The following is a 24133-nucleotide window of genomic DNA, read 5'->3' as shown; positions in this document are numbered from 1 at the left end:
ATGGCGGGCGGTCAAACGGCGGGGCGTCCGGCGGTTGCGAACCCCGCCAGCAGATAGCGCAGCATCTGGCGCGCTTCGGCATCCAGGTCGTCGTCCAGATGGTCGGCGATCATCATCGGGTGGCAGAAGCGGGTGCCGGCGCTCAGCAGGGCAGAGGCCGCATCCTGGGCATCAAGACCGGGAAACTCCCCGCGGCTGACCCCGTCGGCCAGGATCCGGCCCATCACGGCGCGGATCTGCTCCTTGTGGGCCAGGATCGCCTGCCAGTTCTCGCGGATCGCGATCACCACCACATCATGGATGCGCTGTTCGCGCAGAACGATCCGCCGGTGATAGTCCAGCACCCCCAGCACCAGCGCCTCGATCCGGGCCGCCGCCGGCTCCGGCCGGTCGGCGATGCGATCACACAGCGCCACCACCTCTTCCAGATAGCGGCTGCAGATGCTCTCGACGATCGCGCCCTTCGACGGGAAGAAGCGATAGACATTGGCCGGCGACATGCCGAGTTCGGCCGCGATGTCGGCAACGGTGGTCTTGGCATAGCCAAGCCGCCGGAACAGGTCCTCGGCGACGTCGGCAATGCGGGCGCGGGTTTCGTCGTGGTCGGTGCGGGGGGCCATGGCGTGCGGGCGAGCCTCGTTCTCCAGGTCTGACGACTGATTCCTGACGAAAGAGATAATTCGTCAGTCTTCAGGCGTCAATGGACCCGCATCCGGAATCTCGATGTGTGATCACCGGGTTGGCAGGGTCCCGGCGACGCCCTCGTCCAGCCTTTGCGGCGGCCCCGCCTCACCCGCCGCGATCGCGGCGCGAACGCGACCGCGAGCGATCTTGCCCGAGGTCCCCAGCGGCCAGTCTTCCACGCACCACAGCATCCGCGGCAGCTTGTGGCGCGCCAGCCGGCCGGCCAGCCGGCTGCGCAGATCGATCAGGTCGACCGGCGGCTCCCCCGGGCCGGATCTGAGCACGGCGGCCACCGCCTCGCCCCAATAGGGATCGGGCACGCCGAAGACCAGCGCCTCTCCCATCCCCGGCAGGGCCGCGATCGCCGCCTCCACCTCGCCCGGATAGACATTCAGCCCGCCGGTGATGATCATGCCGCCGGCCCGGCCCAGAATGTACAGATGTCCGTCTGCGTCCATCCGGCCCAGATCGCCGACCGTGGACCAGCCGTCGTCAAGCGCCACGAAACCGCTGCCGTCCTCACCGCCCATCACGTAACCGGCCGAAACCATGCGGCTGCGGATGTCGATCCGCCCCACCTCGCCCGCGGGCAACGCCTCGCCTGCGGGGCCGGTGATGCGCAGTTCCACGCCCCGGAAGGCACGGCCGACCGATTCCGCCGGATCGCCCCGGCCGCTGCGGGCAAGGGTCACGAAACTCAGCTCCGACGCGCCGTAATATTCGTGGATTTCGGCGCGCGGCAATGTCGCGCCAAGGCTCTGGGCCAGGGCCGGAGGCAGTTTTGCGCCGGCCGAGACCACGGCACGCACGCCCGGCAGCCGGGCGCGCGCCTGGTCCAGACCTCGGGCCAGCGCCTCGAACATCGTCGGCACCCCCACCAGCAGATCGGCGCGTTCGGCCGCGGCCACCGCGGCGGCGCGGGTCGCGTCGAACCGGTCCAGCAGCACCGCGGTTGCCCCCGCGGCCAGCGCCTCCATGGTCGCATAGAGCGACAGGCCATGGACCAGCGGCCCCATCGCCAGAACCGTCTCGCCCGGTGCCACGGCGAATTCGGCAATGCTGTTCCGGAAGCTTTCGGCCCAGCTTTGATGATCACGGATGAAAGCCTTGGGCTCGGACGAGGTGCCCGATGTGGTGGCGATCAGGAAGGGCTGATCGGGCGCCACGGCGGCCGGCAGCTGCATGGCCGCGGGTTCCCCCATCGCGCGGTCACGCCACAGCCGGTAGGGGCAACCCATACCGCCGGTCAGGGCCAGGAATCCGCCCGCCAGCAGCCCGGCCTCGGGGCTCGACACCCAGCCGGCCACGGCCGGGTCGTGGATCACCAGATCCGGCGCCAGCCGCTCGAACAGTTTCATCCCCTGCGCGGCGGTCAGCTTGGGGTCGACGACCAGCACCACAGCACCGGCCATGACGGTGCCGAGAAAGGCTTCGACGAACTCGATCCGGTTGCCGGCCACCAGGGCCACCAGCCGCAATCTGCGCAAAGCCCGCGGCCGGCGCGCCATGGCCGACGGTGCCGGCCCGGGCAGCCCGGCAATGGCGCCGGCCACCGCCAGGCCACGGGTCAGCAGCCGGCCGTAATCCAGCCGGACATGGCCCAGCACCAGGGCTTCATCGGCGGGGCGGGCCCGGGCGCGCTCCACGAAGGCCTGAAACATGGTGTCGTGCCGGGTGCTGCCGCTGGCCCGCATTGCGCATCTCCCCTGCGGAGGGGCCAGTCGCGCGCAGGCGGAATCAACCGCCCGTCAGCAGGATCTTGCCCCGACGGTCGCGGCGCAGAGCCGTGGCCAGCGCCGCCCGCCAGTCGTCGAGCGCGAAGGCCGCCTCGGCCGGCAGGCGCAGATCACCCGACCGGATGGCGTCGAAAATCTCCGCGAAGCCATCCCGCCAGGCAACGGCACCTGCCTGATCCTGCCAATGCCGCAACCAGAACGGTCTTACCGTTACACCGGATGCGACCTCCCCGGCAAGGCCGGCCCCAAGGCTGCGGCCGGAAAGCAGGCCATAGAAGCGAAACGCTCCACCCGGCGACACGGCAAGCGCCACCGCCGTGCCGGTCTCGCCGCCCACGGCATCCAGCCCGGCATCGATCCACCCGCCGGCAGCCCGGCGCAGCCGCACGGCCAGATCCGCTGCGGGCTCCCCGGCTTCCGTCACCACCACGGCCGCGGCACCTGCCGCCTGCAAAGCCGTCACACGTGCCGCCGCCGTGGTCACCGCCACCACCTGCCAGCCATGACGACGGGCGAAGGCCAGCACGCAGGCCCCGAAGGCCGATCCGGCAGCATCCATCGCGATCACCGCACCGGCCGGCAGGGCCAGGTCGTGGACCAGCAGCGCCCAGGCGGTCAACGGGTTGATATAGGCCTGGGCCGCAACCGCGTCGGGGATGCCGGCCGGCACGGCTACGCAGAACCGCGCCGGCGCCGTCACCCGGCTGGCCCAGGTGCCGCTGCCGCGCAGCGCCAGAACCCGATCGCCGGGGGTCAGGCCCGATCCGTCCGGTGCCTGCTCAACGATGCCCACGCCCTCATATCCCGCAATGCGCGGCGGGGCCACCCGATGGGCATAGGCGCCGGTGATCGGGATCAGGTCCGACGGGTTGATCGAACGATGGGTCATGACCACCACCGCGTCCCCGGCGGCCGGTGCAGGGGCAGGCTGTGCCTCCAGCGCCAGCACCTCGGCCGGGTCGCCGAAACGCCGGAAGATCAGGGCCCGTCCGGTCCGGCCGGTCATGCGCCGCCCGGCAGAAGCGTTGGCTCAAGCTTCGCGCGCAGGCTGGCCGGAAGCTCGGCGCTGCGGCCGGTGGTGCGGTCCACCGCCACCCAGACCAGTTCGCCCCGGGCACGCGGTGCATCCTCGCCCACGCCAAAGACCTCCAGCGCGAAGGCGAGCGAGGACCGGCCGAGCTTCGCCATTCCCACCCCCACCTCGATCCTGTGGCGGAAGCGCACGGGGGCGAGGAAATCCACCGCCGCCCGGCGCACGAAATAGACCGGGGCTGCCGGATCGGCAGCCCCCGCATCCCCTTCCCCGCCTTCGGCGCCCGTCGCCGCCAGGATCTCGTCGCAGCCGCGCGCCATCAGGAAACCGGTGACGGCGGTGTCGAAGAAATCCAGATAGCGGCCGTTGAAGACATGCCCATGCATGTCAACCTCGGAGAAGCGCACCTCGAAGGGGTGGAAATATGTGTAATCGGCCCGTGACATGGGCCAGAGATTACGCCAGACCGAAGCCGCCGTCGACGGTGACGACGGACCCGGTCATGAAGGCCGAGGCATCGGACGACAGCAGCAGCAGCGCGCCGTCAAGATCCACCGCCGCGCCCAGCTTGCGCTGCGCCACCTTGCGCAGCAGCTTCTGGCCGCCTTCGGTTTCGAAGAACGAGGCGTTGATGTCGGTTTCGATATAGCCGGGGGCGATCGCATTGACCCGGATGTTGTAGCGGGCCAGCTCCAGCGCCATGGCACGGGTCATGTGGTTGACGCCGGCCTTCGATGCGCAATAGGGCACCAGATTGCCCATCACCTCTGATCCCAGGACCGAGGCGATGTTCACGATGCTGCCGCCGCCGGTCTCGACCATCCGCTTCGCCACCGCCTGGGCGACCAGAAAGGCGCCCTTCAGATTGGTGTCGACGGTTGCATCCCAATCCTCTTCGGTCAGCTTCAGGAAAGGCTTAGAGACGGCGATACCGGCATTGTTGATCAGCACGTCGATCCGCCCGCCCAGCTTCTCCGCGGTCTCGGCGATCGCGGCATCGATGGCGGCGGCGCCCGAGGTCACGTCCATGGCCACGGTCGCGGCGCTGCCGCCGGCCGCCTCGATCTCGGCCTGAAGCGCTTCGAGTTTGGCCACCTGGCGGGCGGCAAGCACCAGCTTCGCGCCATGGGCTGCCAGCGTGCGGGCAAAATTCGCCCCCAGCCCCTGGCTGGCGCCGGTGATCAGGATGCCGCGACCGGCGACGTCGAAGGTGTTGCGGGTGGACGTGGTCATTATCGGTTCCCGGGTCTGGTCGTTTTGGAAAGCGAAGTCATTCTGGAGAACGAAGGGCGCGCGCGGTACTCAGCCGCGCGCCTCGATCAGCCGGCGGCCGACATCGGCGACCAGCCGGGCCTTGCGGCCGCGTTCCAGTGCGTAGGGGGACGAGGCATTGCCCTGCAGGGCACGGGCATAGACGCCCTGCAGGATGCCGACCGAACGGAACAGCGCGAAGGCGACGTGGAAGGTCCAGTCGTTGATCGCCGGCCGGCCGGTCAGCCGGGCGTAATGGTCCAGCAGCTCCGCCTCGCCCGGCAGGCCGAGCGCTGCGATGTCGATGCCGACATAGCCGCCGAAGTCGTCCGCCGGCATGTAGTGATGCATCAGATGGTAGCCCAGATCAGCCAGAGGCTCGCCCAGCGTCGACAGCTCCCAGTCGAGCACGGCGCGGATCTCTGAGCCGTCTTCGGCCGCGATGCAGTTCTCCAGCCGGAAATCGCCATGGACCAGGGTGGTGCGCTCAGGGTCCCGGGGCATGTTCGCCGGCAGCCAGTCGATCAGGGCTTCCATGCCCTCGATCCGGTCGGTCTCGGCCGCGCGGTAATTGCGGGTCCAGACCGCGATCTGCCGTTCGTAGAACCCGCCCGGCCGGCCGTAATCGCCCAGCCCCACCGCCGCCACATCCACCTCGTGCAGGGCGGCGAGCGTCTCGATCAGCCGGAAGCACACCGTGCGGCGCTGGTCGGGCGTCAGCTCCGGCAGGCGCATATCGCCGAAGGTGGCCCCCGCCACATGCCCCATGAGATAGAAAGGCGTGCCCAGGATCTCGGTATCCGTGCAGTAATGCAGCGCCGCCGGCACCGGCACAGGCGTGGGCCCCAGCGCCGACAGCACCCGGTATTCGCGGTCGATCTGATGGGCCTTGGGCAGCAGCTTGCCGGCCGGCTGCTTGCGCAGCACATAGGACCCGCCATCGGTATCCAGCCGGAAGGTCGGGTTCGACTGGCCGTTGGTGAAGCGATGCAGGCGCACGGGGCCGCGAAAGCCGGGCACCGCCTGTTCCAGACAGGCGGTCAGACGGTCCTGCACCTCTGGCCGGGCCAGGTCGAAGGGATCGGCGGTCATCGACGGGCATTCCTCCGCTGGGCGGCCGCCTCGGCCCGCCCGGCGGGCGGATGCCCTGCCGGAAGATGCGCGGCGGCTCTGTCATTCAGACGTTCGTTCGAAACGCCTGTCCGCGCATATTGCCCGACAGCTGAGCCTGCGTCGACTGATCAAGCGCAGGGTCAGGCGGCCGCCGCCTCCGTCCAGGCCATGCAATGGTCCAGGAAGTCGTCATAGCCCTCGAATTTTTTCGGCAGTTTCAAGCCGCTTCCGGCATAGACCCGGCCGATGCCGTCGATCATCTCGGCTTCGCGGGCAAGCGCCCCGCGAACCTTGATCAGCGCCTGGTCGATCGCGTCGGCATCCACCGTCGACAGCCGGGGCAGGCGGGCGGCGAAGTCGGTCATCTGGGCCTCCGACAGGAACAGCCGGGCCACATAGGGGAACAGGCTGGTGGCGGGGTGCGACCAGTGCCGTTCGCACAGCACTTCCGACAGGGTGTAGATCCCGTCCACCGCCTTGCGGCTGAGGGGGGCCCAGCGTTCGGCCCAGCTGTTGCAGGCGGCGCATTTCGGCCGGCCCTGCTTCATCACCATGGCATCCTCGGCAAGTTCGTTGCGGCAGCGCCTGCACCACCAGCTCTGGGTGTACTGGAACGGAATGTTGATGAAGAAGTCCCAGGCCGCCTCGGGCGCGACCTCGATGCCCTCGGGCGGGGTATGGATCAGCGGCGCGCGCCGGGCCAGCTGGAAACGGGTCGGCTTCACCGTCAGCACGTCCCGCCCCTTCTCGGTCAGGAAGCGGAACAGCGGGAGCACATGGTGGATGGGCTCGCCCGGATAGCCGACGATGAAGAAGACATGGTTCCAGATGCCCGCCGCGGTGGTGTTGGCCAGGCTGCGGGCATATTCATCCGGCGTATTGCCCTTCTTCATCGCCTTCAGCGTGGCGGGCGCGATGCTCTCCAGCCCGAATTGCAGGAAGCGGCCGCCGGCCTCGCGGATCTGCACGCAGGTATCGGGCTCCAGATAGGCGCGCTCGAACCGGGCATAGGCTTCCCAATGGATATCCGAGAGACCGCGCCGCGCCAGATGCTCTCCCAGTTCCAGCATTTCCGAGACCCGGAACCATTCATCGGTGAAGCTGAACCGGGTACGGCCGGTTTTGCCATGCCAGACCGCCAGATCCTCGGCAACCATCTCCATGGGTCGCAGGCGCTTGCGGAACTTCACCTTCACCGCCCCGTCGGGCTGGGTTTCGTGGGTGACGCTGTCATAGCCCTCGTTAATGTCGCAGAAGCTGCAGATGCCCGAGTAATAGCAGCCGCGATAGATGTTGAGCGCGGTGACCGGCTCGGGCGTCCAGGGCGCATAGGCCTCGGGATCCGGCCGCGGCAGACGGTCGAGCGCGATCGGCACCGAGGGCGGGCCGGATACCGGCCTTGTGCCGTCGAAGCGGATGACCTGCGGCACCGGCCGGTTTGCCACCCGGCCATGGACCAGTTCCTGAAGCAGCTGGTCCAGCGGCTGTTCGCCCTCGTGATGGATGAAACTGTCGACCACCGAATAGAGATCCGCGGTCTCGGGCTCGTCGGCTTCCAGCGTGGTCTTCAGCCGCGCGATCAGGTTGCCGCCGATGGTGATGTGGGTGTCGGGCAGTGCCTCGCGCAGCATCGAGGCCAGCACCATCGACGGGATCAGCTGGTGGTGGTCGTTGACCGACAGCCCGACCAGTCGCGGTTGCAGCGCCCTGATCGCCGGCACTTCGATGTCGCGGTAATAGTCGTGGAAGAGATGGGTTTCGCGGCCGCGCACCGCCGCCATCACCCCTGCACGCCTGCGGGCATCATGGGCCGAAATGTATTGCAGCGTGTTGCGGAAGATCCGGAATGTGTCGGGCACGGCGGCATCGATCACCAGCGATGCCTGCTCGATCAGCTGCTTGGCAGCCAGATAGGGTGCCAGCGCATGATGCGCCTGCCAGTCGCGCATGGTGGCGAGCGCCTCGCCGATCCCGGAGATCATCTCCGGCGGCGCACCCGCTGCGGCCAGCGCCTGGGGGCGCAGCACATGTTCGATCGCAGGAATATTGGCATCGCGCTGCACCACCTGCCAGCCGCGCGACCGCAACCAGGCGGTGAGGTGCGACAGGCCGGGCGCCACGAACCACGGGTAATAGGAGGGCGGAAAGACCAGCACGGCATCGGTCATCGGGCACATTCCTCGAAATCGACGCAGGGGTGCCCGAACGGCCGTCAGCAGGACAGCATCGTCTCAGGGCAGCACTTGAGCGGAAGAGGAAGGTGGTGCCGGAGGCAGGACTTGAACCTGCAAGGACACGAAGGCCCCGGCGGAAGGACGACCAGGGCCGAACTTCCGGTGTCTGCCAGTTTCACCACTCCGGCATCATGTCAGATGGCGCATGATGGTCAGCAGCTGACCGTTGTCGTCTTAGATGCGACGGGCCATCGTCTTGGAATGATGATATTTTGAATCACCAATCACCATCAACCAAAAATTGCAGAATCTTTTCAGGAATTTCACAGATCAAGATTACCACACAACCAGACCGGCCACCGCACCGGTCATACAGGTCGCAATCGTCCCCGACACCAGCGACAGCGGCGCAAGGCGCACGATGTCGGTGCGGCGTTCGGGCACCATCGCCACCATGCCGCCGATCATGATGCCAAGGCTGCCGATATTGGCGAAGCTGCCCAGCGCATAGGTCAGGATCACCCGCGCCCGCGGGCTGAAGGCGGACGGGTCGGCGGTGAACTGCAGATAGGCCACCAGTTCGTTGACCACCACTTTGGTGCCGAGCAGCGGGCCCGCGGCCACGGCTTCCGGCCAGCTCATCCCCATCGCCCAGGCGACCGGGGCCATGATCCAGCCCAGCATCCGCTCCAGCGTCAGCGGCGCGCCCCAGACATCCCCGACAAGACCCAGGATCATGTTGGCGAGGGCTGCGAGTGCAATGCCGGCGATCAGCATGGCCACCACGCTGATCAGCAGGTTGACGCCATTGATCACCCCCATCACCGCCGCTTCCAGGCTGGTCGCGGCCTCCGACGGCGGGGCGGTCGCGTCGTCATCCACCGCCCTGGCCGCCGGTGCCGGCGGCATCATCACCATCGCCACCACCAGCGCCGCCGGCGCCGAGATCAGCGAGGCGGTCAGCAGCTGGCCGATCGGGTCGTCGACCGTGCCGGTCAGGAAGGCGGCATAGAGCACCATCATATTGCCGGCCAGCGTCGCGAGGCCCGCCGTCATCACCATGAAGAGTTCCGGGTTCGACAGCCGGGCCAGATAGGGCCGCACGAACAGCGGTGCCTCGACCATGCCAACGAAGACATTGGCCGCCGTCGACACCCCGACCGCGCCGCCGATGCCCATGGTCCGGCGCAGCAGCCGCGAGAAGGCGCGCACGAAGAACGGGATCACGCCCCAGTGATAGAGCAGCCCGGCGATGGCGCCCACCACCAGGATCAGCGGCAGGCCCTGGAAGGCGAGCACGAAGGAATTGGCCGGATTGCTCGCCTCGAACGGGGCCGCGCCGCCGCCCAGATAGCCGAAGACCACCGAAGTGCCGGCTTTCGTGGCGGCCACCAGCGCCGAGACCGCCTGGTTGATCCAGACGAACACCGCCTGGACCGGTGGCAGTTTCAGAAGGATCAGCGCGATCACCACCTGGATCACGATGCCGATGCCCACCGCCCGCCAGGGCACCCCCTTGGGCGCCCGCCCGATCATCCAGGCCACCGCCACCAGCGCCAGCACGCCGAACGCACTCTGCGCGACGCCGCCGAACGACGCCCCGGTCACTCCGTCCATATGCCCCTGCCCCCACTGCCGTCGCGTCTTGTGCCAGCTCTGCGCCCGGCCCCCAACCGAAACGCGAGACACCCCGTCATGGCACCGACTCTAGGCGCAAAGCCGCCCGATGGTCCAGAACCGCGCGCCGCCGGTCAGTCGGCATCATCCAGCCCGCGGCCGACCAGCAGATCCTGTTCACGCCGGACCAGATCGCGGATGTATTCGGCGACCGTGCGCACCCGCACGATGTCGCGCAGATCGGCATGGGTCACCAGCCAGAAGCTGCGCTGGATGCTGGTTTCGCGCGGCATCACCGGTACCAGCCCGGGCACGGTCGCCGCAACGAAACAGGGCAGGATGCAAAGACCGAGCCCGGCCAGCGTCGCATCGCGCTGTACGACCAGGCTGGTCGATCGCATCACCACCTGCGGTGCCCGGACCAGCTTGTCCAGATAGCGCAGTTCCGGCGCAAAGATCAGGTCGTCGACATAGCCGATGAAGTCGTGCCCCTCCAGCTCCTTCAGCGTGCGCGGCGTGCCGGCCCGCTCCAGATAGGCGGGGGTCGCGTAAAGACAGAGGCGGTAATCGGTCAGCTTGCGCGCGACCAGCCGGCCCGAAGTCGGCCGGGCGAGGCCGATGGCCAGATCCGCCTCGCGCTTCGACAGGCTCAGATAGCGCGGCGCCGCGACCAGATCGATCTGGATACCGGGATGGGCTGCAAAGAAGGGTTGCAACCGGGCGCCCAGGAAGGCGGTGGCGAAACCTTCCGGCGCCCCGACCCGCACGGTGCCCGACAGATGCAGATCCTGGCCGGCGATGCTCTCCTGGATGGCGAAGGCGGTGGTTTCCATCGCCTCGGCATATTCCACCAGCTGCGCGCCCGCCGGCGTCAGGCTGTAGCCTGCGGGGGTACGGTCGAACAGCTTGGTGTTCATCCGCTCTTCCAGGGCCTGGATGCGCCGACTGACGGTGGTATGATCGACCGCCAGATGACGCGCGGCGGTCACCAGACGGCCGCGGCGGCTGACTTCCAGGAAGAAGCGGAGGTCGTTCCAGTCGAACATCCGGGCCTCGTGTCAGGTGTGCATCCGCGCAGACGGCCTCTGCGCGTTTTGGGCTGGCCGTGCAGTTTTACATCGTTATCGTAGCGTCACCAAGCCGTCCGGACAGAGATCGTCCGGGTTACCGGCGGCGTCACAATCAGGGCGGTGCAGGCCCCTTGGCCTCACCCCCCGTTCAAGCCGGGGAACGGGCTCGGTCCTACACCCTCGCAACGTTGGGGAAACGCGGGATGGTCAAGCAGATCCATCACTTTATCGGCGGCAAGATCGTCGAGGGCACCAGCGGCAATTTCGGCGACGTGTTCAACCCGTCGACCGGTGAGCTGTCGGCGAAGGTCGCTCTGGCGACCAAGGCCGAGGTCGAGGCCGGCATCGCCAATGCGGCGGCAGCCTTCCCGATCTGGTCGAACACCTCGCCCATGGCCCGTGCCAAGGTGATGTTCAAGTTCAAGCAGCTGGTCGAAGGCGAAATGGACAGCCTCGCCGAGCTGCTGTCCAGCGAGCATGGCAAGACCTTCACCGATGCGAAGGGCGACATCACCCGCGGTCTCGACGTGGTCGATTTCGCCTGCGGCATCCCGCATCTGCTGAAGGGCGAGTATTCCGAGAACGTCGCCCGCGGCATCGACGTCTATTCGATGCGTCAGGCGCTGGGCGTCTGCGCCGGCATCACGCCCTTCAACTTCCCGGCCATGGTGCCGATGTGGATGTTCGCGGTGGCGATCGCCTGCGGCAACACCTTCGTGCTGAAGCCGTCCGAGAAGGACCCCTCGGTCCCGATGCGCCTGGCCGAGCTGATGCTGGAAGCGGGTGCGCCGGCCGGCGTGCTGAACGTCGTCAACGGCGGCAAGGAAGCGGTCGACACCATCCTGACCGATCCGCGCGTGCCGGCGATCAGCTTCGTGGGCTCGACCCCGATCGCCAAGTACGTCTATGCGACCGGTGCCGCGCACGGCAAGCGCGTCCAGGCCATGGGCGGCGCCAAGAACCACATGATCATCATGCCCGACGCCGACCTCGACCAGGCGGCCGATGCGCTGATCGGTGCCGGTTTCGGCTCTGCCGGCGAGCGCTGCATGGCGATCTCGGTGGCGGTGCCGGTGGGTGAGGCAACCGCGGAAGCGCTCCGCGAGCGTCTGGTTCCGCGGGTCCAGAACCTGAAGTTCGGTCCCTCGATGGCCGATGGCGATTTCGGCCCGCTGGTCTCGGGCGACCATCTGCGCAAGGTCCGCGGCTATGTGGATCTGGGCGTGCAGGAAGGCGCCGAGCTGGTCGTGGACGGCCGCGAGGTCAACATCCAGGGCTACGAGAACGGCTTCTACATGGGTGGTTGCCTGTTCGACCGCGTGACCCCCGACATGCGCATCTACAAGGAAGAGATCTTCGGCCCGGTGCTCAGCATCGTGCGTGCGAAGTCGTTCGACGAGGCGGCGGCCCTGCCCACCGAGCACGAGTTCGGCAACGGCGTGTCGATCTTCACCCGCGACGGCGACACCGCCCGCGAGTTTGCCCGCAACGTCCAGGTCGGCATGGTCGGCGTGAACGTGCCGATCCCGGTGCCGGTGGCCTTCCACACCTTCGGCGGCTGGAAGAACTCGGCCTTCGGTGACACCAACCAGCACGGCCCCGAGGGCGTGCGGTTCTTCACCAAGATCAAGACCATGACCAGCCGCTGGCCGACCGGCATCCGCTCGGGTGCGGATTTCCACATCCCGACCATGGGCTGATCGCCCGTCGCGTCCGGCTTTCGTCGCACCGCCCCGCGCACCGGTTTTCCGGCGCGCGGGGCGGTGGGGCGCAATAAGATCGTGGAGGTGACATCCGTGGATTTCTCCCTGACCGAAGACCAGCGCGCCTTCCAGGAGATGGCCCGCGGTTTCGCGACCGACCGGCTGGCCCCCGGGGCCGCGGAGTGGGACGCCAAGAAGATCTTTCCCGAGGCGGAGCTGCGCGAGGCGGCCGCTCTCGGTTTCGGCGGCATCTATGTCCGCGACGATGTCGGCGGCTCGGGCCTCACCCGTCTCGACGCCGCGATCATCTTCGAGGAACTGGCCGCCGGCTGCACCTCGACCGCGGCCTATATCTCCATCCACAACATGGCCGCGTGGATGATCGACCGTTTCGGCAATGACGAGCAGCGCAACCGCTTCCTGCCGAAGCTGTGCTCCATGGAGCATTTCGCCAGCTACTGCCTGACGGAACCCGGCGCCGGCTCCGATGCGGCCTCGCTCCGCACCCGGGCGGTGCGCGACGGCGATCACTACGTCCTCAACGGCTCCAAGGCCTTCATCTCGGGCGGCGGCCGCTCCGACATCTATGTCGTGATGGTCCGCACCGGCGGTGACGGCCCGAAGGGCATTTCGACCATCGTGGTCGAGAAGGATACGCCCGGCCTGTCCTTCGGCGCCAATGAGCGCAAGCTGGGCTGGAACAGCCAGCCGACGGCGGCGGTGATCTTCGAAGACTGCCGCGTGCCGGTGGAAAATCGCCTCGGCGAAGAGGGCGACGGCTTCAAGATCGCGATGATGGGGCTGGATGGCGGCCGCATCAATATCGGCGCCTGTTCGATCGGTGCCGCGCGCGCCTCGCTGGACGCCGCGCGGGACTATGTTCAGGGCCGCCAGCAGTTCGGCAAGGCGCTGGCCGACTTCCAGGCCACCCAGTTCCGCCTGGCCGACATGATGACGGAGCTTGAAGCGGCCCGGCTGATGATCCGCAGGGCGGCATGGTCGCTCGACAGCCAGCACCCCGAAAAGACCGCGATCTGCGCATCCGCCAAGCGTTTCGCCACCGATGCCGGCTTCCGGATCTGCAACGAGGCGCTGCAGCTGCATGGCGGCTATGGCTATCTGATGGACTATCCGATCGAGCGCTATCTGCGCGACGCCCGGGTCCACCAGATCCTGGAAGGCACCAACGAGATCATGCGTGTGATCATCGCTCGCCGCCTGCTTCAGGGCATGGCGATCGATTGAGCCTGGCCCGCACCGGACAGGCGCCACGACACGCTGCACGACCTTAAAGATCAGACAGGATCGACCCTGTCGCACAAGACCGACGATTTCAGGGAGACGTTCCGAAGATGGCGACCATCGGTTTCATCGGCCTCGGCAATATGGGCGGCCCCATGGCGCTCAACCTGCTCAAGGCCGGCCATGCGGTGAAGGGCTTCGACCTCTCGGACGAGGCGGTGCAGCGCATCGTCGATGCCGGCGGCAGCAAGGCGGACAGCGCCGTCGCCGCCGCGACGGATGTCGACGTCGTGGTCTCGATGCTGCCCGCCGGGCGCCATGTGAAGGGCGTGTATCTGGGCGATGCCGGCATCATCGCCGCCTCGCGCCCCGGCACCCTCTTCATCGACTGCTCGACCATCGACGTCGACAGCGCGCGCGAGGTGATCGCGGCCGCCGAAGCCGCCGGCCGGCCGATGGTCGACGCCCCGGTCTCGGGCGGCGTCGGCGGTGCGGCGGCCGGCACGCTGACCTTCATGGTCGGCGGCACCGAAGCCGCCTTCGCGGCGGCCGAGCCCTATCTGCAGAAGATGGGCAAGAAGATCGTCCATGCCGGCGGCGCCGGCAACGGTCAGGCGGCCAAGATCTGCAACAACATGCTGCTCGGCATTTCGATGATCGGTGTCTGCGAGGCCTTCGCGCTGGCCGAAAAGCTGGGCGTCGAGCACCAGACCCTGTTCGACATCTCGTCGACCGCCTCGGGCCAGTGCTGGTCGCTCACCACCTATTGCCCGGTTCCCGGCCCGGTGCCGACCTCGCCGGCCAACAACGACTACAAGCCGGGCTTTGCGGTCGACATGATGCTCAAGGACCTGAAGCTCGCCCAGGACGCCGCCGGCTCCTCGGGCGCCGCCACCCCGCTCGGTGCCGCTGCCGCGGCCCTCTACCAGCAGTACTCCGACGCCGGCCAGGGCGGCGCCGACTTCTCGGGCATCGTGCGCATGCTGCGCGAGATGGCCGGCAAGGCCTGATCCGACTGTTTCATCGAACGACCCGAGGCGCCGGCCCCCGCAAGGTGGCCGGCGCCTTTTCGTTCGAGCGGCCTGCCCATGAGGCCATCAGGACAATATGAGTCAACATCATGACTCATCCTTTACGAGTATATTACTCTTCGGCATGATCGGAGATGCCCGTTCCGGTCCGGGCTTGCAATCTCTTTGCCGAAGGTCGCCCCGATGGAGTTCAAACAGCGCCTGATCGACCACGCCCGACGTGTCGACAGCCTCGCGTCCAGCTGTGTCAGCGAGGAAGCGACCAAGATGTTCCTTATTCTCCCCTTCATCGATATTCTGGGCTACGACCGCAACGATCCCCGAGAAGTGGTTCCAGAGCACCACGCGGATTTCAGCGACAAGTACAAACACAAGGTCGACTTCGCCGTTCTCCAGGACGGCCAGCCGATCATCGCCATCGAATGCAAATGCGCGACATCAGATCTGATCGATCACCGCGGACAGCTGAAGGCCTATTTCAACGCGGCCCCCACGGTGAAGATGGGGGTCCTGACGAACGGCCTGATCTGGGAGTTCTACGCCGACAGCGACAGCCCCAATATCCTCGACGACAAGCCGTTCTTCACGCTTGACCTGAAAGATGTCGCCAAGGGGGCCGTCGACGACACGACCGTCAACGGGCTGCTCCCCCTGCGCAAGAGCCAGTTCCGGCCGGAGGAGATCGGGGCGGAGGCCCGGCGTCGGCACATCTTCAGATCCATGGCCCGGGTCCTCCAGGAGTGGTTCGACGAGCCGCCCGCAGAATTCACCCGCATGCTGATGCGCAATTGCGGCATCACACATATCGGCTCGACCATGATGGCCGACTATCAGGGCATGGTCCGGCAGGGCATCTCGGACTACGTGAACCGTCTGATCCTGAAACGCCTCGATATTTCGGGAGTAGACGTTCACCGGCTGGCGGAACAGGCTGCCCCAACCTCACAACAGGTGGCAGCACCGGCACCTGCCCCCCAGGCGACCGCCGATACTGCTCTGGTCGACGGCGAGAGCGACGAGGCAGAGCGTATCGTTACCACCGAGACGGAGCTGCGCGTCTACAACTGGATCATCAGGCGCCTGTCCTTCCTGGTTCAGGATGAAGCGGCCTTTGAAGAGATATCAAACGTCCAGTATCGGGATTTCCAGGTCAAATTCGTCGTTTATTACAAACGGGAACGAGCCGGGCGTCTGTTCGAATTCCGGGAGGCGCCGGCCTCGGTAAAGACCCAACGCCTGCGCTTCAAGGTCTGCACACCCGATGGGCCGGACATCGACATCGCCACCGACGACATCAACGATATCGATGCGCCGCTGCTGGCGATCTTCACGCACCGCGTCGAAACCCTGAAGGCCCAGCGATAGCCGGCCAGCCAACATCATGCGCTCATGTTCAGGCCCTCCCCGAACGGGAGGGCCGCATTTTTTTCACGTGTCCCTCCGGCGCGCGGGGCGTAGAACTCAATGGGTGCGGTGATGTTGCGCTGCAGGATCGCCGCTCCAGAACCAGAACCGCCCGGGTTCGCAAATGTCCGGAGTATCCGCCTTGGCTGTACCTGCCGATATCACCGTCCTGCTCGACATGGACGGCACGCTGATCGATTCCCACGACGCCGTGGTCCGCTGCATCCACATGACCATGGAGGAAATGGGCCATCCGGCGGATCGGACCGAGGATCTGGGCTGGACGATCGGGCCGCCGCTGACCGACACCATGGCGCTGCTGCTGGGCCGGCATGGCGACGACCGGGTGGCAGAAGGCGTTGCCGTGTTCCAGCGCCATCATGACGAGCTGGTGCTGAAGGAAAGCCCGCTCTTCCCCGGCATCCGCGAGGTGCTGGACCGCTTCGGCGCCGACGGCCGGCGGCTGGTTCTGACCACCTCCAAGGCCCTGCCCGCCGCGCGGATGATCCTGGAACGCCATGGGCTGATGGGGCTGTTCTCCGGCACCTATGGCGCCAATGCCGACGACACCGGCGGCGAGAAGCCCGAGGTGATCGCCCGCGCGATCGCAGGTGAAGGCATCGATCCCGCCCGCGCGATCATGGTCGGCGACCGGCGCTACGACATCTCGGGCGCCCATGCCAACAAGGTGCGGGCGCTGGGCGTGCTCTGGGGCTATGGCGGGCGCGAGGAGCTGGAGAGCGCCGGTGCCGATGGTCTGATCGACGAACCCGGCGATCTGCCCCAGGCGATCGACGCGATGGCACGCCGACTCTGACAAGTCGCCATTCAAACGTCGATCAAAACGGTGAAATATCGCAAAGAACAGCAATCCGTCGCGTCAAGTTGCGGATTGCTGTAGTCTGGGCCGCCAACCAGAACACACCGGAGGAAACGCTCCCATGACCCCCAATCTGGTCATCACCGCGATCATCACCGCCGAGCCGGGCCATGCCGAAGCCGTGCGCGCCGCTCTTGCCGAATGCACCGGCCCGAGCCGCGCCGAAGATGGCTGCCATCGCTATGACCTGCATGTCGACGTCACCAACGATCATCGCTTCGTGATGCTCGAAGAATGGACCGACGAGGCGGCCACCGTCGCCCATGGCAAGTCCGACCATTTCCGCGCCCTCGGCCGTGCGCTGAAGGGGATCGCGAAATTCGAGGTGATCCGCCTGCAGCAGATCGCCTGACGGCCGCCCCTGCCGGCCCGGCCCGCCTCCCCGACGGCCGGGCCGTGTGCCCTCGGCGCACCGCCACATGCCCCGGCGTCTAGAGCACCACCACGTGATTGTCCCAGGCGACCGGATGCGTCGCCCTGAGCTTCAGCCGGAAGCCGCTGTCCGCCGACGGATCGGTCACCACCGCCAGCACCCGGCCGCGGCCGTCGGTGGCGATGAAGCCCTCGCCGTCCGGATCGGGGGCCAGGCCGCAGACATCGGCGGCCACCAGCGCCGCGCGGAAGCGGCCGGTATCGGTTTCGAACACCTGCAGCCGCCCGCCGACCGGTGAGGTCATCGCCACCAGATCGCCGCGGCGGTTGAAGGCAACCGAGCCCGCGTAATTGCGCATCGCCGCATGGGCGGGTTCCGGGGCTGCGATCAGGCGCACCGCCTCGCCCATCCGATGCAGCATCATCAGCGGCGGGCGTTCATGGCCGTCGCCCTGCCACTGCATCACCGCCGCCCCCAGCCCGTCGGCGCGGGTGGCAAGATGGCGGATGCTGTTCATGCGCAGCGCGGCCTCGTTCTCCACCGCATCGACCACGGCCCCGTCGGCAACCCGAATCCGGGTCAGGTTCGGCTGCATGGTGCCGGGGTTCAACACCTCGCGGCCCAGATCGGGATGGGTGGCATTGCCGCCATTGGCGACCAGCAACGTGGCACCGCCGGCTTCGAGCCGGATTTCGTGCGGGCCGACACCGCCCGACGACACCTCTCCCAGCCGCTTATAGCCGGCATCGACATCCCAGATGCCGACCCGGCCGCGCGCGCCCTCGTAGTCATTCTCGGGCGTGAAAAAGGTCCGGCCGTCGGCCGAGAAGGCGCCATGGCCATAGAACACCCGGCCCTCGGGCGGGGTGAAGCGCAGCCGCTCCCGCCCTGCGGCACAGTCCACCACCACGGCTTCACGCCCCGGACGGCGGGCCACCGCCACCGCCTCGGGCCGGGCAGGATGCACGACGCCGCCATGGCCGCGCTGGCCCAAGGGGATGGTGAAGCGGATGTCGCCGCTCCGCATCAGCCCGTGCAAGGCATAGGATCCGTCGGCCTGTTTCGCCGCCGCCAGGAAGTCAGGGGCGCCGGGCGCCGCCCAGAGCGCGTGATCGGGCCTGAGCACGGCGGCGGCACCCGCCGCCATCCCAAGGCCGCGCAGCACGGTACGGCGGGTGATGCTGCCGGTCATGATGCCCGCCCCCCTCAATCGCCGTCGAAGGAATTGAAGCCGACCCGCACGCCCAGCGCCGGGGCGAGTTCGGCCACCGCCAGCCGGCGGGCGCCGGCAAGCGCGGTCTTCAGCGCCGTCATCGCCTCGGCATCGCCCGGGCCGCGGGCCAGAGCCGCATCGGCAGCGGCGGCCGCCTTCTCCAGCGCCGCGGCCATATCCACCTGCGCCACCTGGTCGCTGGCGGCCGGGGCAAAGACCACGCGCTCGAAATCGATCAGCCCGCCGATGCCGGCGCGGATGTTCTCCAGCGACGCCCCTGCCCGCTCATGCGCGGCCCGCGGACTGCCGCCGGCCTGATCGGTGGTGATGGCGGCCAGCCGCAGCTCCTCCAGCTCCTGCAAGGCGCCGTGAAAGGCGTTGAAAAAGGCGAAGGTGGTCTCGTCGGCCGAGAGATAGATCTCGTTCTCGTCCGCGCCGGCCGTGGTCAGCACCTGTGCCGCCCCTTCCGGGCCATCCCAGCCCTCGCGGGCCGAGACCGCCACCCGGGCCAGATTGCGGGCCACCGCCCGGATCAGCCGGTTGCGATAGTCGGCCCCGGGCGTACCGGCAGCCGGCACCGCCTCGCGCGGGCGCAGCAGCCGTTCCATCGACACCAGGTTCTGCGCGCCGGCCGAGGCACCGGCAAAGGCCTCCGGGTCGTCGACGATCGGGTTCTTCGCCTTGACCAGGGCACCGATGGCCCGATAGGCGATGCCGCTGCGCTCGGGCCAGAACTCCAGCCGGAAGCGCCGCCCCTCTTCCTCCAGCGGGCCGAAGCGGAAGAACCAGATCCGCATCCAGGCGTCATAGGCGGCGTCGTAGAGCGGCAACAAGGCCTGTGGGCTCTGGTCGGTCTCGGCCTTGTCGGCCAGCGTGCGGGTGGCGGCGACGAAGCGGTCGAATTCGGGGCGGATATAGCCGTCGAGCGCGCGTGCGGTCAGCGCCGCATGGTCCGGGCCGGCCGCCTCGGCGGTTGCCGCGGCCGGTGTGTCTGCCGCCATGGCAACAGACAGTATCGGAGTGGCGGCAAGCACGGCGGCCAGCGTGGCGAGCAGAATCGGGCGGCGCATCAGAGCGACTCCAGGAAGCGGATCAGGGCATCACGATCGGGTTTCGGCATGGCTGCGACCGCCTGTTTCGCGGCCTCCGCCTCGCCGCCATGCCAGAGCACGGCCTCCAGCAGGCTGCGCGCCCGGCCGTCGTGAAGATAACTGGCCGGTTCGGCAACGCTTGCCGTCAGACCTATACCCCAGAGTGGCGCGGTGCGCCATTCGCGGCCGTCGGCCATGCCCTCGGGCCGGTCGTCGGCCAGGCCCGGCCCCATGTCGTGGAGCAGCAGGTCGCTATAGGGCCAGATCAGCTGGAAGCTCTGTTCCGGGCGGTCTTTCAGCCGTGCGGTGACGAATTTCGGCCGATGGCAGGCGATGCAATTCGCCTCGGCGAACAGCTGCTTGCCGCGCAGCACGACCGGATCGTCGAGATCACGCCGCGCCGGCACTGCCAGATTGCGGGCATAGAAGCTGACCAGATCCATCGCTGCGGCATCGATCTCCAGCCCCTCGGTCCCGGGGGCGTCGCCACCATCCGGGGCCGCACGGCAATCGGTCTGGGCGGGTGTGCAGTCGCCGTAGCCGGCCGGATGCAGCGGGTTGGAAATGCCCATGTCACCGGCGAAGGCATCGGCCGATTGCTGATGGACGGTGGGCGTACCGGCCTTCCAGCCGAAGCGGCCCAGCATCACCCGGCCGTATTCCGGGCTCCAGGCGAAATTCGGTCGCCCGGAAATGCCGTCGCCATCGGCGTCCTCTGGATCGGCGAGCGCCAGGATGTCTTCGGCCGGGATCGCCTCCAGCAGCCCCAGCCCGATCATCGGCGGCGCCACCCGGGGCGACAGCATCACCTCGGGATGCAGCGGGCCATAGGCCGGGTCGGCGATGCCATAGCGCGGCCGGCGCAGATGCACCACCTCGCCACCGGCAAGTTCGACCGGGATCTCTTCGTAGGCGATCTCCATCCGGCCCTCGGCCGGAATGCCCTGGATCGACATGTCCTGAAGCTGGGTGCCGTAGACCGGCTCGGGCACCACCATCAGCCGGTGGCTGGCGATGGCGGCCTTCAGCTCGTCCGTATCGGCCGGGATCGACAGCCGCAGGAACATCGAGATGCGATCGTCGTCGGGCCCTGCCGGCGGGTGACCGCGGCCATCCTTGACATGGCAGCTCTGGCAGGACCGCGCGTTGAACAGCGGCCCCAGCCCGTCCGATGCCTTGGTCGAGGATGGGGACGACACCCAGAATTTGCGGAACAGCCCGTTGCCGAGCTTGAAATCCATCTCATGAGCGAAGGGCATATTGGCCGAAAACTGCGAGAACACGTCGCGATTGGCCGCAGCCATGGTGGTGGCCGCTCCGCCCATGCGCAGTTCGTAGTCTTCCGGCCGGCTGAAATCGCGGGTCGGCTCGACGACCTTGCGGATGCGGTCACGCTCCGCCGGCGTTCGTGGCACCTGGTTCAGATGCGGGTCAGGCTGTTCCAGCACATCGGCAGGCACGCCCGTCGCCGCGGCGGTCCCCGTCGCCGATGCGCCACCCGGTGCCGCCACACCGGCCAGCACCGCCAGAGCGACCAGTCCGGTCCTCACCACCCCTGCCTGCTCCCTTGCCCTGCCTGCTCCCCTGAACGCCGAGGGCCGGCGACGCAAAGCGCCGCCGGCCTCTTGCCCGTGGTTCAGCGGCTCACTTGAAGACGGCCGAGGGGTCGTCCAGGCTGTCGGAGCCTTCGATCGCCACCGGCTCCAGCTTCAGCGCCGTCACCGCGCGCTCGATCGAGCGGGTCTGCTGGACCAGAGCGTCGATGGCGGTGTTCAGCAGCGCCGCGCCGGCATCATTGCCGGGGGCGAGCAGCTGGTCGTAATGGGTGCCGGCCTCGGCCGTCGCCTTCACCGAGCCCAGCGCCGCAAGCGTGGCAGCCATATGGGCGCGGACATCGGCATCGACCTTCTGATCTGCTGCGGCCACCAGCGACGACAGCGACGGGCCCTGGACCACCGAGCCGTCGATGCGGACATAATGGCCGCTATAGACATTCCACATGCCCACCGCGTCGTAATAGTGGGAGTTGTGGGTGTTGTCCGAGAAGCAGTCATGCTCCTCTTCCGGGTCGTTGAGCAGCAGGCCGAGCTTCATGCGCTCGCCCGCCAGTTCGCCATAGGACAGGCTGCCGAGGCCGGTGAACATGGTGCTGAGGCCGGCTTCGGGGCTCGCATCGGCCAGCGCCTTGCGTGCCTCGCCATCCTTGCCCCACTGGGCAGCCATCCACGACAGATCCTCGACCAGCAGGTCGGTCGCCGCCTGAAGATAGGCGGCGCGGCGGTCGCAATTGCCGCCGGTGCAGTTGGCGGTGTCGTAGTCGGTCCAGGGGCGGTTGCCGGCGCCGGCTTCGGTGCCGTTCAGGTCCTGGCCCCAGAGCAGGAATTCGATGGCGTGATAGCCGGTGGCGACGTTCGCCTCCTCGCCTTCCGCCTCGTGCAGCGAGCGCAGCAGGTCGGGGGTGATCTTCGAGGCGTCGACCGTCTTGCCGGACAGCGTGAAGCTCTTGTTGGCGATCACGTTCAGCGCCGCCGCCGCATTGCCCTCGGCCCCCATATACGAGCTGTCGACATAGTCGATCAGGCCCTCGTCGAGCGGCCAGGCATTCACCTTGCCCTCCCACTCGTCAACGATGGCGTTGCCGAAGCGATAGGCTTCGGTCTGCTTGTAGGGCACGTTGGCCGCGATCCAGGCGGCTTTCGCCGCCGCCAGCGTCTCGGGGCCGGGCTTGGCGATGAAGGCCTTCACGGCCGTCTGCAGCGTCTTCGCCGCCGTCAGGCTGTCGCCATAGGCCGCCTCGGCGATGTTCGCGTAATTGGTCACCACCGCCCGGGCGTCACCGCCCGTCGCCGCCAGCGCCGAACCGGAGGCGAGCAGAACGCCCCCCAGCAACATGCCGCCCAGCCTGCCCGTCTTGCCCACCATCTGTCGCTCCCTCGGTCCATGGTGCCGTCCCGCGCCTGCTATCCCGCAAGTGCGAATGACTTGCATTCCTACACCCGAGGTGGGGGTGACGTCCAGAGCGGTGACGGCCGGCCGCGGATTTCGGTGCCGTCAGAGCGGCGGCCGACAGTTGCGCATGGGGCTTTGGGCTTCCAGTTGCCGGCCCGCAGCAAGCAACCGGTCTTCCCGCCACCAGGGTGCCACCAGTTGCACGCCGATCGGCAAGCCTTCGGCGGTCAACCCGAACGGCAGCGACAAGGCTGGCAGGCCGGTCAGATTGAAGGGCACCGTCGCCCGCATCACATGACGGGCCGGGATCTTTGCCCCCGCAACCGCATACCCGGCCTGCCCCGGATGGGGGGCCGCAACCGGCAGCACCGGACACAGCAACAGGTCATGGGCCCCGAACCAGCCGGCAAATGCGTCCCGCAGTCCCTGCACCGCCTGTTCCGCGGCGACGTACTCCGCCAGCGACGGCTCGGGCCGGGTGATGACATGACGGATCACCGGATGCACCTCGTCCACCCGCCCACCGACCACCGCCCGGAAGAGCGGGCCGATCTCGGGCGCGTGCAGCACCGCACTCACCTCTGTCCAGTCGTGATCCGCCAGCGCCGGAATACAGGACGGCGCCACCCGATGCCCGGCCGCCGCCAGGGCGTCGGCGGCCCCGCCGACCGTGGCTGCGATCTCGGGATCCACCGGGCCGAACCCCTCTGCCGCCATCCAGCCGATCCGCAGGCTGCGGGCATCGCCGCGCATCAGCGGCGCCGTCTGCACCGCATAGCCATCCGCACCATCCGGCCCCGCCAGCAGATCGAGCGCCAGCGCAAGGTCGCGGACACTGCGCGCCATCGGCCCGACATGCCACCAGCGCCGGAGCCCCGGCCAATGGCCGGTGGTCGGGATCCGGCCATGAGTCGCCTTCAGCGCCAGGATTCCGGTCATCGCCGCGGGTCCGCGCACCGAGATCGCCACATCGCTGCCCAGCCCCAGAGGCGACAGCCCGGCCGCGATCGCCGCCGCCTCGCCGCCGCTCGATCCGCCGGGGGTGCGGCTTCTGTCCCAGGGGTTGCGGGTCGGCCCTGACAGCCGGTTGTCGGTCTCGGTCCAGTACGAGAATTCGGGCAGATTGGTCTTGATCAGCGGAATGGCGCCCGCGGCCTTCAGCCGCGCCACCACGGTCGCATCGCGCCCGGGCACCCGGTCGGCGAACAGCCTGGAGCCGCGCCGGGTCGGCACACCCGCGGTGTCGATACAATCCTTGACCGAGAACGGCACGCCGTGGAGCGGCCCTGCCGCCTCTCCCGCCATGACCGCCGCCTCGGCCGCGCGGGCGGCGGCGCCGGCGGCCTCGGCCATCACCTCCACGGCGGCCCCCAGCAGCGGATCCAGCCGCGTGATCCGCTCCAGATGGGCTGCGACCACCTCGACCGGAGAGACCTCCCGGGCATGGATCATCGCGGCCAGCGCGGTCGCGTCCAGAAAACAAAGATCAGTGGCGTCCATGGCGGGGGCTCCCGGCAGTTGGTCACGGCCTGCCGATCCTGGGCCCCGTCATGCATCGCCACAATTCGC

20 protein-coding genes and 1 tRNA gene are annotated in these 24133 nt (G+C 68.0%); 6 read left to right on the top strand and 15 right to left on the bottom strand.

Annotated features, from left to right (window positions below):
* Positions 1 to 11 precede the first annotated feature (11 nt).
* The 10 genes from P7L68_RS14910 to P7L68_RS14865 form a co-directional block, all read right to left on the bottom strand.
* Positions 12 to 620, bottom strand: a complete 609-nt coding sequence (locus P7L68_RS14910; RefSeq protein ID WP_372006412.1) for a TetR/AcrR family transcriptional regulator — start codon at positions 618 to 620, stop codon at positions 12 to 14.
* Between the two features lie 111 nt (positions 621 to 731).
* The gene (locus tag P7L68_RS14905; RefSeq protein ID WP_372006411.1) at positions 732 to 2378 is read right to left on the bottom strand and encodes a class I adenylate-forming enzyme family protein; all 1647 of its coding nucleotides are present in this window, start codon (positions 2376 to 2378) and stop codon (positions 732 to 734) included.
* Positions 2379 to 2421: 43 nt separating this feature from the next.
* Positions 2422 to 3426, bottom strand: coding sequence for a zinc-dependent alcohol dehydrogenase family protein (locus P7L68_RS14900; protein WP_372006410.1), 1005 nt, complete (start codon positions 3424 to 3426; stop codon positions 2422 to 2424).
* Positions 3423 to 3899 carry an acyl-CoA thioesterase gene (locus tag P7L68_RS14895; RefSeq protein WP_372006409.1) on the bottom strand — a complete coding sequence of 159 codons (477 nt, stop codon included), beginning with the start codon at positions 3897 to 3899 and terminating at the stop codon, positions 3423 to 3425. The genes P7L68_RS14900 and P7L68_RS14895 overlap by 4 nt, the downstream gene beginning before the upstream one ends.
* Positions 3900 to 3909: 10 nt before the next feature.
* Entirely contained in the window at positions 3910 to 4686 is a 777-nt protein-coding gene (locus P7L68_RS14890) for an SDR family NAD(P)-dependent oxidoreductase (RefSeq protein ID WP_372006408.1), read from the bottom strand.
* A gap of 69 nt (positions 4687 to 4755) precedes the next feature.
* Entirely contained in the window at positions 4756 to 5796 is a 1041-nt protein-coding gene (locus P7L68_RS14885) for a phosphotransferase family protein (RefSeq protein WP_372006407.1), read from the bottom strand.
* Positions 5797 to 5957: 161 nt separating this feature from the next.
* Positions 5958 to 7985 (bottom strand): radical SAM protein, encoded by a 2028-nt coding sequence (locus tag P7L68_RS14880; protein ID WP_372006406.1) that lies wholly within the window; start codon positions 7983 to 7985, stop codon positions 5958 to 5960.
* Between the two features lie 93 nt (positions 7986 to 8078).
* A tRNA-OTHER gene (locus P7L68_RS14875) sits at positions 8079 to 8179 on the bottom strand.
* Positions 8180 to 8327: 148 nt separating this feature from the next.
* On the bottom strand, positions 8328 to 9608 hold the full coding sequence (locus P7L68_RS14870) for a NupC/NupG family nucleoside CNT transporter (RefSeq protein WP_372006405.1): 1281 nt from the start codon (positions 9606 to 9608) through the stop codon (positions 8328 to 8330).
* A 134-nt stretch (positions 9609 to 9742) separates the two neighbouring features.
* Positions 9743 to 10654, bottom strand: coding sequence for a LysR family transcriptional regulator (locus P7L68_RS14865; protein ID WP_372006404.1), 912 nt, complete (start codon positions 10652 to 10654; stop codon positions 9743 to 9745).
* 227 nt (positions 10655 to 10881) lie between these two features.
* Here P7L68_RS14865 and P7L68_RS14860 point away from each other — a divergent pair, with 227 nt between their 5' ends.
* The 6 genes from P7L68_RS14860 to P7L68_RS14835 all read left to right on the top strand — a co-directional run bounded on the left by P7L68_RS14860 (position 10882) and on the right by P7L68_RS14835 (position 17290).
* Positions 10882 to 12378, top strand: a complete 1497-nt coding sequence (locus P7L68_RS14860) for a CoA-acylating methylmalonate-semialdehyde dehydrogenase (protein WP_372006403.1) — start codon at positions 10882 to 10884, stop codon at positions 12376 to 12378.
* A gap of 96 nt (positions 12379 to 12474) precedes the next feature.
* On the top strand, positions 12475 to 13626 hold the full coding sequence (locus P7L68_RS14855; protein WP_372006402.1) for an isobutyryl-CoA dehydrogenase: 1152 nt from the start codon (positions 12475 to 12477) through the stop codon (positions 13624 to 13626).
* Positions 13627 to 13733: 107 nt separating this feature from the next.
* Positions 13734 to 14633 carry a 3-hydroxyisobutyrate dehydrogenase gene (mmsB, locus tag P7L68_RS14850; RefSeq protein ID WP_372006401.1) on the top strand — a complete coding sequence of 300 codons (900 nt, stop codon included), beginning with the start codon at positions 13734 to 13736 and terminating at the stop codon, positions 14631 to 14633.
* Positions 14634 to 14837: 204 nt separating this feature from the next.
* Positions 14838 to 16019 (top strand): type I restriction endonuclease, encoded by a 1182-nt coding sequence (locus P7L68_RS14845; RefSeq protein WP_372006400.1) that lies wholly within the window; start codon positions 14838 to 14840, stop codon positions 16017 to 16019.
* Positions 16020 to 16200: 181 nt separating this feature from the next.
* On the top strand, positions 16201 to 16875 hold the full coding sequence (locus P7L68_RS14840) for an HAD family hydrolase (RefSeq protein ID WP_372006399.1): 675 nt from the start codon (positions 16201 to 16203) through the stop codon (positions 16873 to 16875).
* Between the two features lie 124 nt (positions 16876 to 16999).
* A complete protein-coding gene (locus P7L68_RS14835; protein WP_372006398.1) occupies positions 17000 to 17290 on the top strand; it encodes a putative quinol monooxygenase in 291 nt (96 codons plus the stop codon).
* A 79-nt stretch (positions 17291 to 17369) separates the two neighbouring features.
* Here the strand turns inward: P7L68_RS14835 and P7L68_RS14830 are convergent, their stop codons facing one another.
* The 5 genes from P7L68_RS14830 to P7L68_RS14810 form a co-directional block, all read right to left on the bottom strand.
* Entirely contained in the window at positions 17370 to 18503 is a 1134-nt protein-coding gene (locus P7L68_RS14830) for a DUF1513 domain-containing protein (RefSeq protein WP_372006397.1), read from the bottom strand.
* A gap of 14 nt (positions 18504 to 18517) precedes the next feature.
* Positions 18518 to 19594, bottom strand: a complete 1077-nt coding sequence (locus P7L68_RS14825) for an imelysin family protein (protein WP_372006396.1) — start codon at positions 19592 to 19594, stop codon at positions 18518 to 18520.
* Positions 19594 to 21075 carry a di-heme oxidoredictase family protein gene (locus P7L68_RS14820; protein ID WP_372006851.1) on the bottom strand — a complete coding sequence of 494 codons (1482 nt, stop codon included), beginning with the start codon at positions 21073 to 21075 and terminating at the stop codon, positions 19594 to 19596. The genes P7L68_RS14825 and P7L68_RS14820 overlap by 1 nt, the downstream gene beginning before the upstream one ends.
* Before the next feature lie 184 nt (positions 21076 to 21259).
* Complete coding sequence (locus P7L68_RS14815) at positions 21260 to 22537, bottom strand: imelysin family protein (RefSeq protein ID WP_372006395.1); 1278 nt, start codon at positions 22535 to 22537, stop codon at positions 21260 to 21262.
* Between the two features lie 129 nt (positions 22538 to 22666).
* Complete coding sequence (locus tag P7L68_RS14810) at positions 22667 to 24064, bottom strand: amidase (protein ID WP_372006394.1); 1398 nt, start codon at positions 24062 to 24064, stop codon at positions 22667 to 22669.
* Positions 24065 to 24133 lie beyond the last annotated feature (69 nt).

Source organism: Tistrella mobilis, from assembly GCF_041468085.1.
GTDB lineage: Bacteria > Pseudomonadota > Alphaproteobacteria > Tistrellales > Tistrellaceae > Tistrella > Tistrella mobilis_A.
The sequence above is the reverse complement of the archived record's forward strand: the minus strand, read 5'-3'. Positions and strand labels throughout refer to the sequence as shown.